Below are 16,171 nucleotides of genomic sequence, written 5' to 3'. Positions count from 1 at the left end.
CTACATCTTCCACAATTCTCAAGAACAGGCAAGATGCCTGTTCCACAACACATACCGATATTGTACAATCAACTTCGCAAACGCCCTGACCTGAGAATGCTAATAATCAACCAAAAACCCAAAAAACTCGCCGCCCCAAACAAACCCGTGCTCAGAAAAGATAGCTGAGGAGTTTGTGCGTTAGAAGAAATAATTGCCGCCCCGACAATCAGCGAACCCACGACAATACTAAAAGAAAGTCGGTTCGCAGAATCCCCCAGAGTGCGACGCAGCGGATCGAGTTCTTTTAGTGTCAAGTTCCACTTCAAAGTTTCCGAAGTAACTCGGTCTAAAAGCACTTCCACCTGTCGCGGAGATTGCAAAGATAAGCTTTTGAGATCCAGCGCAGTTCTCAACAAAGCTTGTATCGGGTCATCTCCGAATAACTGACGCCGAAACATATCGGTCATCAGCGGTTTCACCTGCTCTACAATATTAAACCTGGGATTAAAAGAACGCGCCAGTCCTTCCAAATTAGCTAGAGTTTTTGCATACAAACCGAGATTGCTGGGCAGCCGAATTTTATTTTTGCGGGTGATTTCTAGCACCTCATAAAAAATTTCCGACAAGTTCATTTGCGACAAGCTGACATTGTAATACTTGCGTAGCATTCGAGCCAAATCGTTCTCTAGATTAACTAAACTTGTCGGCTGAGCAAATTCTGCCATTTCCAAAGTTAATTGAGCGCAGCGCTGAGCGTCTAAATCGACAATTGCCAGCAACATTTCTGTCAAATTCTGCTGAGTGCGCGGGTCTAATCTGCCGACCATGCCGCAGTCGAGCAAAGCTATGCGGCCATCTTTGAGATAAAATAAATTGCCGGGATGCGGGTCTGCGTGAAAGAATCCGTCGATATATAACTGCTGGAAGAAAACGCGGCAAAGTAGCGTTGTAATTTCTTCGCGTTCGGCATTTATATCTCCTTTCTGGCGAATTCCTTGCAAGTCGCCTAGCAAAATTGGGACTCCGTTCAGCCACTCCATTACTAAGAGTTTTTTTGTAGTCAACTCCCAGTTAATTTCTGGTAAGACAACTTGTGTGGGGTCAAACCATTTACTTTTAGATAAATTGCGGCGCAGTTCGTCTGTGTAGCTGGCTTCTTGAATGAAGTCTAGTTCTGCACGCAGGGCGATCGCAAATTCTTCAGCTAGGGCGACAATATCGTATTGTTGACCGAAGTCTGTGAGCATGACAAGTTCTGCCAAACCTCGCAGTACGGCGATGTCTTGTTCGATGACAATATCAATACCGGGGCGCTGAACTTTGAGGGCGACTTCGCGGCCGTCTTTTAAAGTAGCTTTGTGGGTTTGGGCGATCGAACCTGCAGCGATGGCTTCGGTGTTAAATTTGGCGAAGGTATTTTCGAGAGATTGTGTGAGTTCCTGGCGGACGATTGCTTCTACTTGCGACCACGGTACGGGCGGCACTTCCGCTTGTAGCGTGGAGAGAGTTTCGATATAGCTGGCCGGCAAAAGGTCAGGACGGGTGCTCAGCAATTGTCCTAATTTGACAAAAACTGGGCCTAATTGGACGAGGATGTTGCGGAGAACTGCTGGAGTTGGGAGACTGGGTGCGTCGGTTTTGCGGCCGGTTAGGAGGCTTTTCATGTAGTCCCAACCGTTGCGGAAGACGACCTCTAGAATTTCTCCTTTGCGAGAATTGTTTTGAACTAGGCTAAACAAGGGGCCTCCGGGTCGATCGGGTTTAAGGGCTATATAACTACTAGGATAGCGCTGTTGACCGGGCTGACCAGTGTCTTGGGGAATAACTTGGGCGAAAGGGTGGGAATGCGCGTGAGAGCTTTGGGGTGCGGGGGGCGATCGGTTTTTGGCCGTGGCATTAATCCTCATGGTAATATACAGTTAAAGCAGACATGATATTTTTATAATTAAATTTATTAACTTGAAAAGATGTGTCAAAGAATTGAATGAGTAAGTTATTAAAAACCAGATTCTCAATGTTTTTAATATCGTATAAGAGACATGATTGCCATCCCATTTCCTGCCAACTCGATCGAATTATCCATCAACTTAACTGACGAGCAATTTTTTCAGCTTTGTCAGCACAACCGCGATTATCAATTTGAACGTACAGCATCAGGGGAATTAATTATTATGCCACCGACAGGCAGTGAAACTAGCAGGCGTAATGCCGATTTAACATCTCAACTCCGAGTCTGGAACCGTGAAACTAAACTGGGAGTAGTTTTCGACTCTTCGGGAGGCTTTACACTCCCCAATGGTGCCGATCGCTCTCCTGATGCCTCTTGGGTCAAAAAAGAACGCTGGGATGCTTTAACACCGGAGCAAAAAGACAGTTTTGCTCCTTTGTGTCCTGATTTTGTTGTTGAGTTGCGTTCTCGGACTGATTCCTTGAAGAAACTTCAAGAGAAAATGCAAGAATATATAGATAACGGTGCTAAATTGGGTTGGTTAATTGACAGGCAAAATCAGCGTGTTGAAATTTATCGCCCCGGTCAAGATGTTGAAATTATCCAAAATCCTCGCACTCTATCAGGGGAAGATGTACTACCTGGTTTTGTGTTGGATTTAGCAGAAATTATGTAAGTAAAGTAAATTGATTTGTTTAGTCATGGGTCACAAATATGAGTGCAGTTGATGTAATATTTACTATTCCTGATACGATTAGGAGGTTTTTCTAATGGAATATATGTACAAACCCGTTAACAAACCATTTAAGATTTTTAGCGTTACAAAGTCGAATCTTGACAATTTGTCGAACTTGCTGGCTTCATCAGATGAATTTAGCTTAATCATAGAGAATAGTAAAGAAGATTACCTAACTTCTTCCTTACTGGCTTCATCAGATGAATTTAGCTTAATCCAAGAAGAGATTAGTAAATATTACCTAACTTCTTCGCACTGGGAATCACTAACAAATACGTATGATGTACTTTGTGAAGCTACTAAACTTCTTCAATATATAACTGCTGTTGCAAGGATTCATTTTACAGAGTTTCCACTTTTTAAGCCTGATAACATCCGCGAAGTTGACGAAGAAGGTAAGCGTCATAACCGAGTTGAGCTTTTAGTCAGAGATCCTCTAACTCGTGTTTATATCAAACTAGAAGGCGGTCAAGATAGAATCCCTATTTTAGGGTTTGACTCCTGGAGGAAGCTGGCAGAAGAAGACGAGATAGTTGAAAATGTTTTTAGACTATTTAGGGAGTTTGATCGTAACTGGATTAATCTTTACAAAGTTTATGAAATTGTCAAGAAAGATGCTGGAAAAAAAAATAAGATAGATAGGATTGAACAGTGGATAACTAAAGATAAGATTAGGCAATTCAAGCATACTGCTAATAGTCAAAGCGCAATTGGTGATGATGCACGGCACGGTGTCGATCAGAACGATCCACCAAAAGAACCTATGTCAGAATCAGAAGCAGAGGCTTTAATTAGGAATCTGGTAAAACAATGGCTTCAGTGGAAGTGCGAACAACAAAAGTAGAATAGTAAAGTACGACACAGATTAAGAAACGAAAGTCTGGATAAAGAGTAATTAATCCTTTGTATTCGCCTGCCCAATCTGTGGCGTACTTACATCACAATAAATCTTTCAACTTCTCATCTTCTCCCAAAACCTTAATTACCTGTTTAATCTCCTGCGTCCTGTCCTTTTTCACAATCAAAGTCACATTGCCATCTCTGACAACTACGACATCTTCTAAACCAATGGTGACAATCACCTCATTCTCATCGGCGGCATAAAAAATGCCACCTTTCGTATCAATTCCGACGTGTTTTGCTAACTCCACATTCGGCTTGTCTCCTTGCAGCAAACGGCCGATCGCATTCCAATCTCCCAAATCGTCCCAGCTAAAGCCTACGGGCAGAACACAAGCTTTTTGCGTCTTCTCCATCAGCGCGTAATCGATGCTAATTTTGGGTAATTCCGAGTAAGCCTGCGCGCCTTTTGCTTCCAAAGCTGCCATCATTTCCGGTACATGATTTCGCAATTCTGTCAAGACAGTTCCGACTCGAAATACAAAAATTCCCCCGTTCCAACTAAACTTGCCGCTGGCTACAAATTCTTCCGCAGTTGTGCGATCGGGCTTTTCGGTAAACCTCGCCACCCGATAGGCCGGAAAACCCCCAAAACTGCCAATTTCCTCACCTTGTTCGATGTAACCGTAACCAGTGGAAGCATAACTCGGCTTTACTCCCAAAGTGGCGATCGCATCCTGATTTTTCGCCAACTCCGCCGCCGCCTCCAAAGTCTTGATAAACTCCTGTGGTTCCCCAATCCAGTGATCCGCCGGGAAAAAACCAACAACCGCATCCTCACCGTAACGCTTCGCAGTTTCTATAGCAGTCCAGGCCACCGCCGGCGCAGTATCCCGGCCCTCCGGTTCCGCCAGCAAATTCTCCGGCGGTAACAGCGGCAACTGTTCGCGGACTCCCGCAGCCAACATTTCCGACGTTACCACCCACAAATCGTCCCAGCCGTTACCTAATTCCAAAAGTCTTTCCGCAGTAGCCTGCAGCAAACTCTTGCCGCTACCGTCGAGACTCAAAAACTGCTTGGGCCGCTGCTTGCGGCTCAGCGGCCAAAAACGTTCGCCTTTACCACCGGCCAGAATCACAGGAATTAAGGTTCTACTCATCGTTTAAAGTTTAAATAGTTCACGTCCATTTTGCCCTGAGACCCGATATGGTGTTTGTAAAGAATTACTTAGGCAGAATGATGATTGACTGTTGACTGTTGAGTGTATCACCCTAAATGTAGGGCGCGCATTGCGTACCTTACCCAATATAGAACAAAAAAACTCTCGTTAAGGAATCCTTGAAAATTGCTATAGCGACTAGCAATTACCATTACCTATTACTTCGACAATTCGACGTTAAGTTCGTTCACGACACGGCGTTTGAGCGGGATTGATTTTTCTCTGGGCAGCAAGTCAAAGACTTTCCGAAAAGCATCATCTACCTGTTCAAATGGTATTTGTCCTTTTTCATTAAAAACTACTTTTCCCGATTGGTCTAGGATGACAGTTTGAGGTACGAAACCTTCGTAATAATGGCTTGGTTCGGTGATTTCGGGTGACGGTTGCGGAGGCAAAGAGTCAATTGTTATGGGCATAAAGTCGGCTTCGCGCCCGTAAAATTCCTGGAGTTGAGAGACGACGATCGCGTATTGCTTGGAGTCGCTGCTGTCGTCAGTGTAAAACACTAACAATACGGGTTTATTGCGTTTGAAAGAATCTGTGAGTTTGACTTTAGGAGGAACTAGGGAACCGTTGCCGGCGTAGAGGGCAAAGATTGTACCGTCATAGCGATCGTCTGTGAGAGTGGCGAAGGCTGGTGGGGTGCCGGTTAGCAGTATCAAGCTAAGTGCGATCGCCACTGTTACAAGACTCGCTGACAACATTCGCCTCAGCCAGCGGATGCCAGAAGCAGCAGTAACAATTGAATTTTTGTTTTCAGGAAATATCATAGGTTATTGGCAGTTGCTGTAAGGAAAGCGAAATCAGATGCAAAAACTTTCCTAAGTTTATCAGCAAAATGTAGGCAAATGTTGTTGAGTAGGTTAAAGTAGTTTCGACTCGATGATCATAAATTGCTGATAGTGGCGATCGACAAGGCGATTCTACAGACCGAAGATCACTATTTGCGATCGGCTTTTCAGGGGCGGACTGGAACAGTCCGCGCCACAATAAAATTTATTTGTGGTGGGGTGGGCTTCTAGCTTCCCAGAAGGGTGCAAGATATTAAATTCAACTGATTACTAGAAACTGACAACTGGGAATTTACAACTAATGATAGCTTTGCTTGACGCACTCCTCGCCCAAACGCCGGCTGCTGATGTTTCCGGGCCGGCTCAAATCAATCTGGTGCAGGCCCTTGTTTTAGGAATTGTACAAGGATTAACAGAGTTTTTGCCCATTAGCAGCAGCGCTCATTTAAAGGTAGTGCCGATCGCCCTGGGATGGGGCGACCCCGGGGTTGCTTATACTGCTGTTATTCAGTTGGGCAGTATTGTCGCAGTGCTTTGGTATTTCTGGAAAGACTTGACAAATATAACTGTTGGTGCATTAGAAGCCGTGGTGCGACGCAACTACAAATCCCATGAGTTTCAAATGGCGGTGGCACTGGTTTTGGGAACAATACCTATAGTCTTTTTTGGGCTGCTAATCAAGGCATTGATTCCAGATTTTGACAACTCGCCACTCAGGAGTTTGGCCAGCATCGCTATTGCTTCGATAGTCATGTCGCTACTGTTAGCAATAGCAGAAAAAATTGGCAAGCGCAATCGTACTTATGAAAAGTTAACTGTTCAAGACGGTATTTTTATGGGATTAGCTCAAGCAATAGCCTTGATTCCGGGGTGTTCGCGATCGGGTTCTACCCTAACAGCAGGATTGTTTATAGGATTAGAAAGACCCGCGGCCGCGCGGTTTTCTTTTTTATTGGGAATTCCGGCAATTACTCTGGCTGGATTAGTGGAATTGAAGGGTTCTTTGGGAGAAGGAATCAGCGATGCTGGAGTTGCAGCTTTGATAGTGGGAACGATTTCGGCCTTTGTGTTTTCTTATTTGTCGATCGCGTGGCTGCTCAAGTTCCTGCAAACTCAAAATACCTGGGTGTTTGTGTGGTATCGGCTGGCTTTTGGTGTGGCGATTTTAACGGCGATCGCAGGTGGGGCAGTGAAAAATGCGTAGGTTGTTATAATTACAAGGACAGGCAAGATGCCTGTTCCACCAAAACAAGAACAGGCAAGATGCCTGTTCCACAAAGAGTAAATTTTCTTGTGGAACGGGCCGAAGAACCCGTTCATAAAAAGCTTATTAAGAGCTGACAAGCTGTTAGCTTTTAACTCAAAGTGAGCGTCGCCGTGAAGGATGTAGAATGCTCGAAGATAGCGAGCGACAAAATGCACAATTAGCGCTAATTAGGCTGGTTACTGCTGCTAGTATTGGTGTAGCGATGTCCTTCTTTATCGCTCCCGGAATTCTGGGAACAATAGTATCAGATTGAAAACAGGTTTTCCGTTCAGAATCCCAGTGCTAATATATGGAAGAGTATCGCAAAAAAAGCGATTATTTCCCGCACTGCTGGGTTGACAAAAGAGCGGTGTTGTGCTGGCAGAAACAACTAAGCCTGTCAGGAACCAGTCAAAATTTTGAGTTTCATAAATACATATTTTTGATACATCCTCTCACAGCCAAGCTAAATTCACAACCCAGAAATTATCCTGATTCTAAAGGCGATCGACCTTAGCAAACTATGTCCATACCGAAAAAAGGAACCAGAAAAATAATTGTTGATGGGGAGCCTTTCATCTGGCTAATCCGAAGACAAGCTACTTATACGCAAGAATACTGCGGAAATCTTCATGTTGCGATCGAACACGCCCAAAAACCGGGTTCGGTGTTAGTTATCATCACCGATCGACCTCATCCTCAAGGTTTAAGTCCCGCTAACGAAGTGAAACCAGTAACACCCTGTGATGCAACACAATGGATACGGCAAGCAGTGCAACTTGGATGGCAGCCTCAGCTACCTGGAATAACTTTTGAGGTGCGGATTGCAGGACTGTTTATGGAAAAAATATAATAATGCTGTATATTTAGCAACCCGACAAGTCAATTCTCTTAAAGACAATTCACTCGCCTAGACTGGCAGAAGCGATCGCCCGATCGCTTCTGTCAGCCTAGACAAGTTAAACTGTAAACATTCTCCGCTAACAAATAACAAATAACAAATAACTAATAACCATGAGCGACTTATCAATCCGGCCCGCCCTAATCACCAAAGTTATCCCCGACAGCATCTGCGCCGAAATGGGATTTGAACCAGGAGACTCAATCGTCGCCGTCAACGGTCAAAAACCCCGCGACTTGATTGACTATCAATTCCTGTGCGCCGATGAATTTCTCGAATTAGAAGTATTAGACACTAAAGGCAAAACTCACAAATTAGAAATAGAAAAAGAGTATGATGAAGACTTGGGAGTGGAATTTGAAACAGCTCTTTTTGACGGACTAATTCAGTGCAACAATCGCTGTCCTTTTTGCTTTATAGACCAACAACCACCGGGAAAGCGGGAAACTCTCTATCTCAAAGATGATGACTACCGCCTCAGCTTTCTGTATGGTAGCTATCTCACTCTCACAAATTTGTCTCAAAAAGAGTGGGACAGAATCGAACAAATGCGGCTTTCTCCTCTCTATGTTTCCGTGCACGCTACGGAACCGGAAGTGCGAATTCGGTTGCTAAAAAATCTCCGCGCTGGCAAGATTCTCGAACAAATCAAATGGTTTCAAGAACGCCGCTTGCAAATTCACTCTCAAGTAGTTGTTTGTCCTGGGATTAATGATGGCGAACATTTAGAACGCACTTTGTTAGATTTGGCAAAGTTTCATACTGGAAGTATTCCCGCTGTAGCATCGGTGGCTGTAGTGCCGGTGGGTTTAACTCGCTTTCGTCCTGCCGAAGATGAACTGATCGCAGTAACTGCGGAAAAAGCGCGAGAAGTAATCGAGCAAGTGCAGAAAATTCAAGTGCTTTTGAGTAAAGGAAAAGGCGGCCCAAAAGCTAAAAAGCAGAATTCAAAGTCGCGCTGTATTTGGCTGGCTGACGAGTGGTTTTTAATCGCGGGTTTAGATTTGCCGTCGGCTGCTGATTACGAAGATTATCCGCAAATTGGTAACGGTGTGGGTTCTATCCGCCAGTTTATCCAGCAGTTTGAAACAGCTTTTGAGAAGCTGCAACCGATGCCAGTCGAGCCCGATCGCAAGTTAGTTTGGGTGGTGGGGAATGCAGTCGAAAAAGCTTTTGAGCCGATCGTACAACAACTAAACCAAATTCCCGGCTTGTCCGTCAACATGGCAGCACTGTGCAGCCACTACTGGGGACAAACTATCACTGTCACGGGTTTGCTCACCGGGCAAGATTTGCTCGAAGCTTTGCAGGGGCGAGACTTGGGAGATGGTATCCTGCTGCCGTCGGTGATGCTAAAACAGGGGGAACCGCGTTTTCTCGACGACATGACCCTCGAACAGCTCGCCAGCTCGCTGAAAACCCGGATTTTGCCGGTGAGCGGAGTAGAGGAACTAATCTCGGCGGCGATCGGTCTGGCAACTGCGGAAGTTAAATTCTAAATTTTGAATCGAACATTCAAAAGTTAAGATGAGTATGGTAATTGTGACTTGTAACCGTCGAGTTCAGGCTACAGACTAGAAACTTGAGACCTCAATCTTGCTCTAAAATTGTCTCTAGGATTGCAGAGTAATTAAAAAATTATGCGTGTTTTTCGTCAAATCATCGTAGTCGGAGTGGGCGCTGCAATTACTTTGGGCAACGCCGCACAGAGTGCTTCAGCACAGCCTCCGGCTCAGTCTCAGGACAGCTTGGCCCCTAGCAATCAGCTCGTCGAATTAGGGCAGAATGTTCGATCGGCCTCGAACAAAGTGGCAGAATCAGCATCACAGGCCGAAGAGTCGATCGCCCTTAACCCCCCAGCCGGGCCGGAGCAAGCATCAAAGCCTCAACAGGCTGCTCCGGCTTCCCCATCAACTCTGTCTCAGGCCGGTTCAACGCCTCTAAGAGGGTTGGAACCGACACAGACTCAGCAGCCTTCCCCAAACCCTCCCAACAATGTTCCTGTGCCGAGTTCCCCGGTACCAATTCTCCGGGGCACTCCGAACGAAAGTTTCCCCCCTCTCCCTCCGAGGGGCATTTTAGACACCAAGCCTCCGGCTTCCCTGGAACCCAACCCGAACCCGCTGCTGTTTCCGACAAACCCGGAGGATGTCAGGATCGAGCAAACTGAGCCAATTACCTTGCAGCAGGCGATCGACCTCGCGCGCCGCAACAGCCAAGTTTTGCAAATCGCCGGACAGCAGGTGGAACAAAGCAGATCCGCTTTGCGCGAACAGCAAGCTGCTCTTTATCCAGACCTGAATTTTCAAATGGACGCCAGCCGCTCTGTGACTGCAGGCGGAGAACTCGGAGTCCGGGCTCAGCAGCGCTTCAACAACTCTCGGGCTAACGGAACCGGGCAGCCCGCCGAGCAAGCTCGGCAAAATTTAGGCAGCAACAGTCTCAACAGCACTTTGCAGTTGAACTATGACATCGATTTGTTCGGAAGGCGGCGGGCTAACATCCGCGCTGCAGAGGAACAGTTGCGCCTTCGGGAACTGGATGTGGAACGCCAAGCCGAGGAACTCCGCTTCGACACTGCTGAGGCTTACTACAACTTGCAAAACGCGGACGGACAAGTTGCCATCCGCCAAGCTTCGGTCAGAAATGCCCAGCAAAGTTTGCGGGATGCCGAAGCCCTGGAACGGGCAGGGGTGGGAACCCGGTTTGCTGTGTTGCAGGCTCAGGCAAATTTGGCTAACGAGGTGCAACAACTGTCAGTGGCCCGTCGCGATCAGCGAGTTGCCCAGCGGCGTCTGGCTGAGATTTTGAATATCAGCCAGTCGGCGAACTTGACAGCGGCAGATCCGGTAGAACAAGCGGGCTCTTGGAGGCTGTCTTTGGAAGAGAGTATCGTGCAGGCTTTTAAGAATCGCCCAGAGTTGGAACAGCAGTTGGTGCAGAGAGATATCAGCAAGCAGCAGAGGCGATCGATTCAGGCGGGGCGTTTGCCTCAACTGAGTGTTGGGGGTAGTTACAACGTGCTGGGACAAGACCCTGACGACCCCAACCCGTTTGAGACTCGTGGGTGGGCCGACGGGTATTCGATCCGGGCGAGTCTGACTTGGAGTATTTTCGATGGGGGCGCGGCGAACGCGAGGGTGAGACAGCGGGATGCTGATATTGCGATCGCCGAAAGTCGATTCGACCAACTCCGCAACCAGGTTCGCCGGGAAGTAGAACAAGCTTATTTTGGCTTAGAATCGAGTTTTGAGAATATCGAAACTTCTGAGGCGGGGGTTTTGCAGTCAAGGGAAGCTCTGCGTCTGGCGAGACTGCGGTTTCAAGCTGGTGTGGGTACTCAGACGGATGTGATTCAGGCGGAAACTGATTTGACTAGGGCTGAGAGAAGCCGATTGTCGGCAATTATCACCTACAACCTGGGGCTTTCGTCTCTCCAGCGCTTTGTGAGCAATCTTCCGACTAATAACCTCTCGGATGCTCCGTGAGATTCGGTTGGGGCGATTCCCTACGGGATAGCTACGCACGCGCGTCCTTTAATTACAAAGGCAATTAGACATCGGGGTATTAAACGTCCGACACATTAGTTAATATTTTGTAATAGAGTTCGATGTCAACTGCGTTAAGGAATCGGCAATGGCCAATATCAAGTTTGTGAAGGAAAATCAGGAAGTCATCGCAGCAGACGGGGCCAATTTGAGGCTCAAAGCTCTAGAAAACCGCATCGATTTGTACACGTTTTCGGGAAAGCTCATGAATTGCGGGGGCATTGGTCAATGCGGCACCTGCATTGTGGAAATTGTCGAGGGCAGTGAAAATCTGTCGCCCCGCACTGACTTTGAGAACCGCAAGCTCAAGAAAAAGCCCGAAAACTATCGATTGGCTTGTCAAGCTATGGTCAATGGTCAGGTGAGCGTGAAGACTAAACCGTGACTTTCAGAAGGCAGAAGGCTAGAGATGCTCTAATGCAGAAGGAAAGAAAAATGCAGAATGCAATAATTGTGTTTTTTTTCCTATTTCACTGTATAATCACGCCTTTTGCCTGCCTAGGAAAAGAAACTTGGTTTCTAGGACAAATAAGAGATTGGGCAGCGAGGCATCCAGGCAGAAAGCGGGTTTCGACGCTTGTCCGTTAGCTCTTCTTCTGTCTTCGAGTTTGCCTTTTGCCTTTGAGTGATATCCTAGTTGTGTGTGTTTTTCTATTTTCCGATAGAGGCGAGCGTCTTCATGGAAGTTAACGATTTAGGGTTTGTGGCAACCATTCTGTTTGTATTGGTTCCCAGTGTTTTTCTAATCATTCTGTACATTCAAACAGCTAGCCGTCAAGGCAGAAAAGATTAGCAACTGCTGCTATTTCTCTCTGGCTTTGCTGCTTGCAAAAAAAGCGCCAACAGCTTTTTGCTGAGGCGCTTTTTTTGTTAAATGTTGAGTGTTAGCTGCTAACTCTTAATGATGAGATTCTAGCCGACTGTGCGGGCTAGCAAGACGGGACAGTTGGCATAAACTCGCACGTAGTCTGATAGCGAATTTCCTAGGAGTCGATCGATATCCACAAAGTTTTTGGCAACGTTGGGTCGCCGATCCGGGGAACCGATTACCAACAAGTCGGCATTCAAGTCGTCTGCAATCCGACAAATTTCTTCCCCTGGCTTGCCTGTAGCACTCACGCAGCGGTAGCTAACTCCCATTTGTTTGGTTAGTGCTACTGCTGGGGCCAATACGGGGTCTTTTTCAGCACTTGCTGTTAAATCTTCGCTGGCTTTTCCCGTCAAATCTTTGGTGACGTGTACTAAAATTATCTCTCCGCCACTGACTTCTTTGACCAAAGATAACGCAAGCTGCAATGACTGTTTGGCAGATTCTGATTTGTCTACCGCCACCATGACTCGCTTGATTTTTTTGACGTAGATGTCGTCTTTTACTAACAACATCGGTCGGGATGTTAGCTGGAAAACGTACTGGCTGACTGAGTTTTCCAAAATCGATTGCAGCCGTCCGAGTCCCCGGGAACCCATAATTACTAAGTCGGATTGTTCTTCTTCTGCGACTTGGCAAACTGTGGTTTTCGGGTCTCCCTGTTTGAGCCGGGGGTTGACTTTGCTGGGATCTATTTTCAAAGACTGGACTGCTTGTGCTAAAATCTTTCCTCCTTCTTCCAATTTCTCGGCCATGCCATCGGAGGTTACTTGGGGCGGCACGACGTGCAAGACGGTGACAGAGCTTTGTTGCAAGGAAGGGATGTCCATCAACATATTAAACATCTCTTCGCACAAGCCGCGACCGGCTACGGCTACTAAAATTTTTTCTATCATGGTTTTGGCGGTAAAAACAGTTGAGTTTTCTTGTGCGACGTTAAACTAGGGCGTTGGTTCTCTAGTTGCTTACTGTCAAGCATAAGCCTGAAGTTTGTCTTATGATTTGTAGAAATGTAGCGTTTTGGAACGATTTGTAAAGTGTTAGAGAACGATCGAACTCAACCAGAACTCGCACCGGCTGGTGCTATTCAAAATCGGCGGGGGATGGACTCTGAGGGCTGGTTTGAATATTTGGTGCGAGTGTACCCTCACCATACTGACTACAGCGGTGTGGTTTGGCACGGGACTTATCTGGCTTGGATGGAGGAAGCTAGGGTGGAAAGTTTGCGATCTCTTGGCATCGAGTATGCAGACTGGGTGGCGCAGGGTTTGGAATTGCCCGTGGTGGAACTTTCGCTGCGCTACCACCGGGCTGTACAAATGGGTCAATCTGTGGCAGTCAGAACGCGGATGGCTGCTAGCGAGGGTGTGCGGCTGCTTTGGGATTACGAAATTCGATCGGCTGATACTCAGGAGTTATATGTGACAGCACAGGTAACTTTGGTTGGTGTCGATCGTGACAAGAACAAGATTATCCGCCAATTGCCACCGGCGCTGAAGGAGGCTTTGACAAGGCTTTCTGTTAAACCTTCAACCTAAGCTGCTGTTAACTATAAAAAATAGTGGGTGCAGCCTTAGTAAGTAGAGTGCGTGACTTTTGAGTCACTTTATTCGTCGCCCAAATTTTCTTTCGTCACGCACCCTACACAACTGCCTTCTGCCTTCATTGGAACTTTTAATAATGTCAAAAAAACTGGAATTGCCAGAGCCAAATATTCAACGTCAGCGCAATATTTTGGAAAAAACCGAGTTAAACTCTGCCTTAAAAACTGAAGACAAAACTCTTGTTTCGGGAAAGCCAGAAAGTTTAAAAAACGGTGAATTAGCTGACAGTAAAGCCAAAATTTGGGCGATCGCATCGCTGTCGGCGGCCCTGCTAGCGGTGTCGCTGGCGGCGATTTTTATTAGGTTGAGCGAACGGGAAATCAGCCCGAATGCTACTGTTTTTAACCGTTTGTGGATAGCAACTGTAGTATTTGGAGTGTGGAATGGTGCGGGTGCTATCCGTCGCCGAATGTCTGGGGCCCAAGTTGAAGAGCGATCGAACTACACTCTGCAGGATGTGATGCTGTTAATAGCCGTAGGCGTGGTTTCTTCTGCTTCTGTGGGTTTCTGGGCCTGGTCACTGAGTCAGACTAATGTCGCTAATTCTACTGTACTGCGAAACTTAACTCCTTTATTTACTACTTTGGGGGGATGGCTGCTGTTGGGGCGACGCTTTGACAACAGGTTTTTGGTGGGACTGGCGGTGGCTTTGTCCGGCGCAATTGCGATCGGAATGGACGATTTGCAAACTGCGGGAGACAATCTTGCCGGCGACTTTGCTGCTCTTTTATCGGCGATGTTTTATGCAGGAAATCTGCTAATTTCAGAACATTTGCGAACCAAGTTTCCGGCGACAACTATATTGATGTGGCGCTGTTTTATGGGCAGTATCTTGGTTTTGCCACTGGTTCTGCTTGCGGGCGATCGAGTTTTCCCTTATTCTTGGCAGGGATGGCTGACTGTAATTGCTTTGGCCGTGATTTGCCAAGCTTTCGGTCAGGGACTGCTTATCCACAGTCTCGGTAGTTTGTCGTCGGAATTTGTAGCTTTTTTCCTGCTGCTAGAACCCGTAATTACGGCGATTATGGCTTGGGTGCTGTTTTCGGAAAGTTTGAGCTTGTTTAATTGGTTTGCTTTTTCTGTGGTTTTGGCTGGAATATATTTGGGAAAATCTAGCGGTTCGGTGGCTAAAAAATGAAACCAAAAGGAAAAAATACTTAAATGACTCCAACATCAATCAGCCTCAATAGCTGGCATTACGACTTTAGTTTGCTGCCTCAATATTTGGAGGTGCTGTTTGCTAAATTGCGGATTGCTGTGGTGTTCGGCGGCGACTGCGATCGCCCCGGCTCAGTGATTTACAAAACTCACAATCCCCGCTCTTGGAAAAGTTACGAAGTAGTCGCCCGCGAGATTGCTAAAGCCTTAGCAGAAATTGGCTTTCAGCAAGTCTTTGTCATGCCTGATGACATGAATTTGCCGGAACAACTCAAACAAAAAAATATCCATTTAGTGTGGCTGAATACTGGCGGAGTCCAGGGCTACAATCCTGTTTGTCACACTCCCGCATTGTTGGAAATGTTGGGAATGCCTTATGTCGGTCACAATCCTCTAAATAGTTCAATTTTAGATAACAAACACGCTTTTAAACGGGAACTGCAATCAGTTGGAATTAAAACCGCTCCGTTTATGACTTGGCATCCTTCTCAAGGGATTTTGCAGCCTAATTTGCATCAGCGTTTTGCCATTGCTTTTGGTGACTATCAAGGGCCGTTTGTTGTTAAACCCGTATCCGGTCGCGCTTCGCTGCACGTTCATTTTGTAGACAAAATTGAGGGTTTGTCTCAGGCGGTTTCGGAAGTTCACCGCTCCACTCACAATACTGCTTTAATTGAAAAGTATTTGCCGGGACGAGAATTTTGTGTAGCGGTTTGTGGCTATGTTAAATATGCTAAAGGCGGTTTCTCTAAAAATACAAAGCCTTTTGCTTTTTCCACGATAGAGCGCGTGTTGGAGCCTGACGAACGTATCTTTACTTCTATGGATCAAAAGGCGATTACGGCAGATCGAGGACGGTTGATGGGCGGTGAGGAACCAGAACTAAAACAAAAGTTAATTGAGTTAGCTCGAACAATTTATTGGGAGTTTAGTTTGAACAGTTTGGTGCGGATTGATGTCCGAAGTGATGCTGATGGCTCGCTTTATGTTTTGGAAGCAAATCCGAAACCGGATCTGAAACATCCAGGGGAAAATGTGACGAGTTTGGTAGCTTTAGGTTTGGCGGAATACGGGATGAGTTATAACGATTTAATTTTTAGTTTACTGGCGGATAGGTTGGATTATTTGTTGACTCAGCATATCGAAATTATTCCTCATATTGTGGATTTGCTTCATTAATCGGACTTGCAGGGTGCGCTGCACCTTACCTGTAACCAAAAGGGATTTGTAAAGAAATATAAATTCTCGATCCAACCCACATTCCGCACCCCCAACTGGCACATAGACGGATTGAGGGCGTAAAAGTGAATCATCCGAGACAATAATGAG

General features: G+C 46.4%; 16 protein-coding genes. 12 read left to right on the top strand and 4 right to left on the bottom strand.

Annotated elements, in window-relative coordinates:
* Window positions 1–68: 68 nt before the first annotated feature.
* Window positions 69–1,721 (bottom strand): AarF/ABC1/UbiB kinase family protein, encoded by a 1,653-nt coding sequence (locus QUB12_RS27850; protein ID WP_333309347.1) that lies wholly within the window; start codon window positions 1,719–1,721, stop codon window positions 69–71.
* 300 nt (window positions 1,722–2,021) lie between these two features.
* Here QUB12_RS27850 and QUB12_RS27845 point away from each other — a divergent pair, with 300 nt between their 5' ends.
* Both QUB12_RS27845 and QUB12_RS27840 read left to right on the top strand, forming a co-directional pair.
* Window positions 2,022–2,606 (top strand): Uma2 family endonuclease, encoded by a 585-nt coding sequence (locus QUB12_RS27845; RefSeq protein ID WP_333144089.1) that lies wholly within the window; start codon window positions 2,022–2,024, stop codon window positions 2,604–2,606.
* Between the two features lie 94 nt (window positions 2,607–2,700).
* The gene (locus tag QUB12_RS27840) at window positions 2,701–3,510 is read left to right on the top strand and encodes a hypothetical protein (protein ID WP_333144090.1); all 810 of its coding nucleotides are present in this window, start codon (window positions 2,701–2,703) and stop codon (window positions 3,508–3,510) included.
* A 94-nt stretch (window positions 3,511–3,604) separates the two neighbouring features.
* Here QUB12_RS27840 and QUB12_RS27835 read toward each other — a convergent pair whose 3' ends face one another.
* Both QUB12_RS27835 and QUB12_RS27830 read right to left on the bottom strand, forming a co-directional pair.
* Entirely contained in the window at window positions 3,605–4,666 is a 1,062-nt protein-coding gene (locus QUB12_RS27835; RefSeq protein WP_333144091.1) for a mannose-1-phosphate guanylyltransferase, read from the bottom strand.
* A 218-nt stretch (window positions 4,667–4,884) separates the two neighbouring features.
* Window positions 4,885–5,496, bottom strand: coding sequence for a thylakoid membrane photosystem I accumulation factor (locus QUB12_RS27830; protein ID WP_333144092.1), 612 nt, complete (start codon window positions 5,494–5,496; stop codon window positions 4,885–4,887).
* Window positions 5,497–5,818: 322 nt separating this feature from the next.
* Here QUB12_RS27830 and QUB12_RS27825 point away from each other — a divergent pair, with 322 nt between their 5' ends.
* The 7 genes from QUB12_RS27825 (at window position 5,819) to psbM (ending at window position 12,005) form a co-directional block, all read left to right on the top strand.
* Window positions 5,819–6,721 (top strand): undecaprenyl-diphosphate phosphatase, encoded by a 903-nt coding sequence (locus QUB12_RS27825; RefSeq protein WP_333144093.1) that lies wholly within the window; start codon window positions 5,819–5,821, stop codon window positions 6,719–6,721.
* A gap of 187 nt (window positions 6,722–6,908) precedes the next feature.
* The gene (locus tag QUB12_RS27820) at window positions 6,909–7,037 is read left to right on the top strand and encodes a hypothetical protein (RefSeq protein WP_333144094.1); all 129 of its coding nucleotides are present in this window, start codon (window positions 6,909–6,911) and stop codon (window positions 7,035–7,037) included.
* Between the two features lie 249 nt (window positions 7,038–7,286).
* Window positions 7,287–7,616, top strand: coding sequence for a hypothetical protein (locus QUB12_RS27815; protein ID WP_333144095.1), 330 nt, complete (start codon window positions 7,287–7,289; stop codon window positions 7,614–7,616).
* A gap of 161 nt (window positions 7,617–7,777) precedes the next feature.
* Window positions 7,778–9,163: a TIGR03279 family radical SAM protein gene (locus QUB12_RS27810; RefSeq protein ID WP_333144096.1), complete on the top strand. Its 1,386-nt coding sequence runs from the start codon at window positions 7,778–7,780 to the stop codon at window positions 9,161–9,163.
* Window positions 9,164–9,304: 141 nt separating this feature from the next.
* Entirely contained in the window at window positions 9,305–11,152 is a 1,848-nt protein-coding gene (locus tag QUB12_RS27805) for a TolC family protein (protein WP_333144097.1), read from the top strand.
* A gap of 148 nt (window positions 11,153–11,300) precedes the next feature.
* Complete coding sequence (locus tag QUB12_RS27800) at window positions 11,301–11,597, top strand: 2Fe-2S iron-sulfur cluster-binding protein (RefSeq protein WP_006631487.1); 297 nt, start codon at window positions 11,301–11,303, stop codon at window positions 11,595–11,597.
* Between the two features lie 294 nt (window positions 11,598–11,891).
* The gene (gene psbM / locus QUB12_RS27795) at window positions 11,892–12,005 is read left to right on the top strand and encodes a photosystem II reaction center protein PsbM (protein ID WP_015177760.1); all 114 of its coding nucleotides are present in this window, start codon (window positions 11,892–11,894) and stop codon (window positions 12,003–12,005) included.
* Between the two features lie 119 nt (window positions 12,006–12,124).
* On the opposite strand, the gene QUB12_RS27790 is transcribed toward psbM, so the two are convergent.
* Entirely contained in the window at window positions 12,125–12,976 is an 852-nt protein-coding gene (locus tag QUB12_RS27790) for a universal stress protein (protein ID WP_333309340.1), read from the bottom strand.
* Between the two features lie 141 nt (window positions 12,977–13,117).
* On the opposite strand from QUB12_RS27790, the gene QUB12_RS27785 reads away from it, so the two are divergent.
* From QUB12_RS27785 to QUB12_RS27775, 3 genes are all read left to right on the top strand, one after another.
* Window positions 13,118–13,618, top strand: coding sequence for a thioesterase family protein (locus tag QUB12_RS27785; RefSeq protein WP_333144099.1), 501 nt, complete (start codon window positions 13,118–13,120; stop codon window positions 13,616–13,618).
* A gap of 142 nt (window positions 13,619–13,760) precedes the next feature.
* Window positions 13,761–14,822, top strand: coding sequence for a DMT family transporter (locus tag QUB12_RS27780; RefSeq protein WP_333309338.1), 1,062 nt, complete (start codon window positions 13,761–13,763; stop codon window positions 14,820–14,822).
* Window positions 14,823–14,845: 23 nt separating this feature from the next.
* A complete protein-coding gene (locus tag QUB12_RS27775; RefSeq protein ID WP_333144101.1) occupies window positions 14,846–16,021 on the top strand; it encodes an ATP-grasp domain-containing protein in 1,176 nt (391 codons plus the stop codon).
* Window positions 16,022–16,171: the final 150 nt, after the last annotated feature.

Origin of the sequence: Microcoleus sp. B7-D4, assembly GCF_036705125.1 — a bacterium.
In the GTDB taxonomy this organism is placed as follows: Bacteria; Cyanobacteriota; Cyanobacteriia; order Cyanobacteriales; family Microcoleaceae; genus Microcoleus.
The sequence above is the reverse complement of the archived record's forward strand: the minus strand, read 5'-3'. Positions and strand labels throughout refer to the sequence as shown.

Excerpts from the sequence above, each read along its gene's own strand:
- QUB12_RS27820 (WP_333144094.1), top strand. The coding sequence starts at position 6,909 with ATGCTCGAAGATAGCGAGCGACAAAATGCACAATTAGCGCTAATTAGG.
- psbM (WP_015177760.1), top strand. The coding sequence starts at position 11,892 with ATGGAAGTTAACGATTTAGGGTTTGTGGCAACCATTCTGTTTGTATTG.
- QUB12_RS27825 (WP_333144093.1), top strand. The coding sequence starts at position 5,819 with ATGATAGCTTTGCTTGACGCACTCCTCGCCCAAACGCCGGCTGCTGAT.
- QUB12_RS27830 (WP_333144092.1), bottom strand. The coding sequence starts at position 5,496 with ATGATATTTCCTGAAAACAAAAATTCAATTGTTACTGCTGCTTCTGGC.
- QUB12_RS27780 (WP_333309338.1), top strand. The coding sequence starts at position 13,761 with ATGTCAAAAAAACTGGAATTGCCAGAGCCAAATATTCAACGTCAGCGC.
- QUB12_RS27775 (WP_333144101.1), top strand. The coding sequence starts at position 14,846 with ATGACTCCAACATCAATCAGCCTCAATAGCTGGCATTACGACTTTAGT.
- QUB12_RS27845 (WP_333144089.1), top strand. The coding sequence starts at position 2,022 with ATGATTGCCATCCCATTTCCTGCCAACTCGATCGAATTATCCATCAAC.
- QUB12_RS27835 (WP_333144091.1), bottom strand. The coding sequence starts at position 4,666 with ATGAGTAGAACCTTAATTCCTGTGATTCTGGCCGGTGGTAAAGGCGAA.
- QUB12_RS27800 (WP_006631487.1), top strand. The coding sequence starts at position 11,301 with ATGGCCAATATCAAGTTTGTGAAGGAAAATCAGGAAGTCATCGCAGCA.
- QUB12_RS27840 (WP_333144090.1), top strand. The coding sequence starts at position 2,701 with ATGGAATATATGTACAAACCCGTTAACAAACCATTTAAGATTTTTAGC.
- QUB12_RS27805 (WP_333144097.1), top strand. The coding sequence starts at position 9,305 with ATGCGTGTTTTTCGTCAAATCATCGTAGTCGGAGTGGGCGCTGCAATT.
- QUB12_RS27790 (WP_333309340.1), bottom strand. The coding sequence starts at position 12,976 with ATGATAGAAAAAATTTTAGTAGCCGTAGCCGGTCGCGGCTTGTGCGAA.
- QUB12_RS27815 (WP_333144095.1), top strand. The coding sequence starts at position 7,287 with ATGTCCATACCGAAAAAAGGAACCAGAAAAATAATTGTTGATGGGGAG.
- QUB12_RS27810 (WP_333144096.1), top strand. The coding sequence starts at position 7,778 with ATGAGCGACTTATCAATCCGGCCCGCCCTAATCACCAAAGTTATCCCC.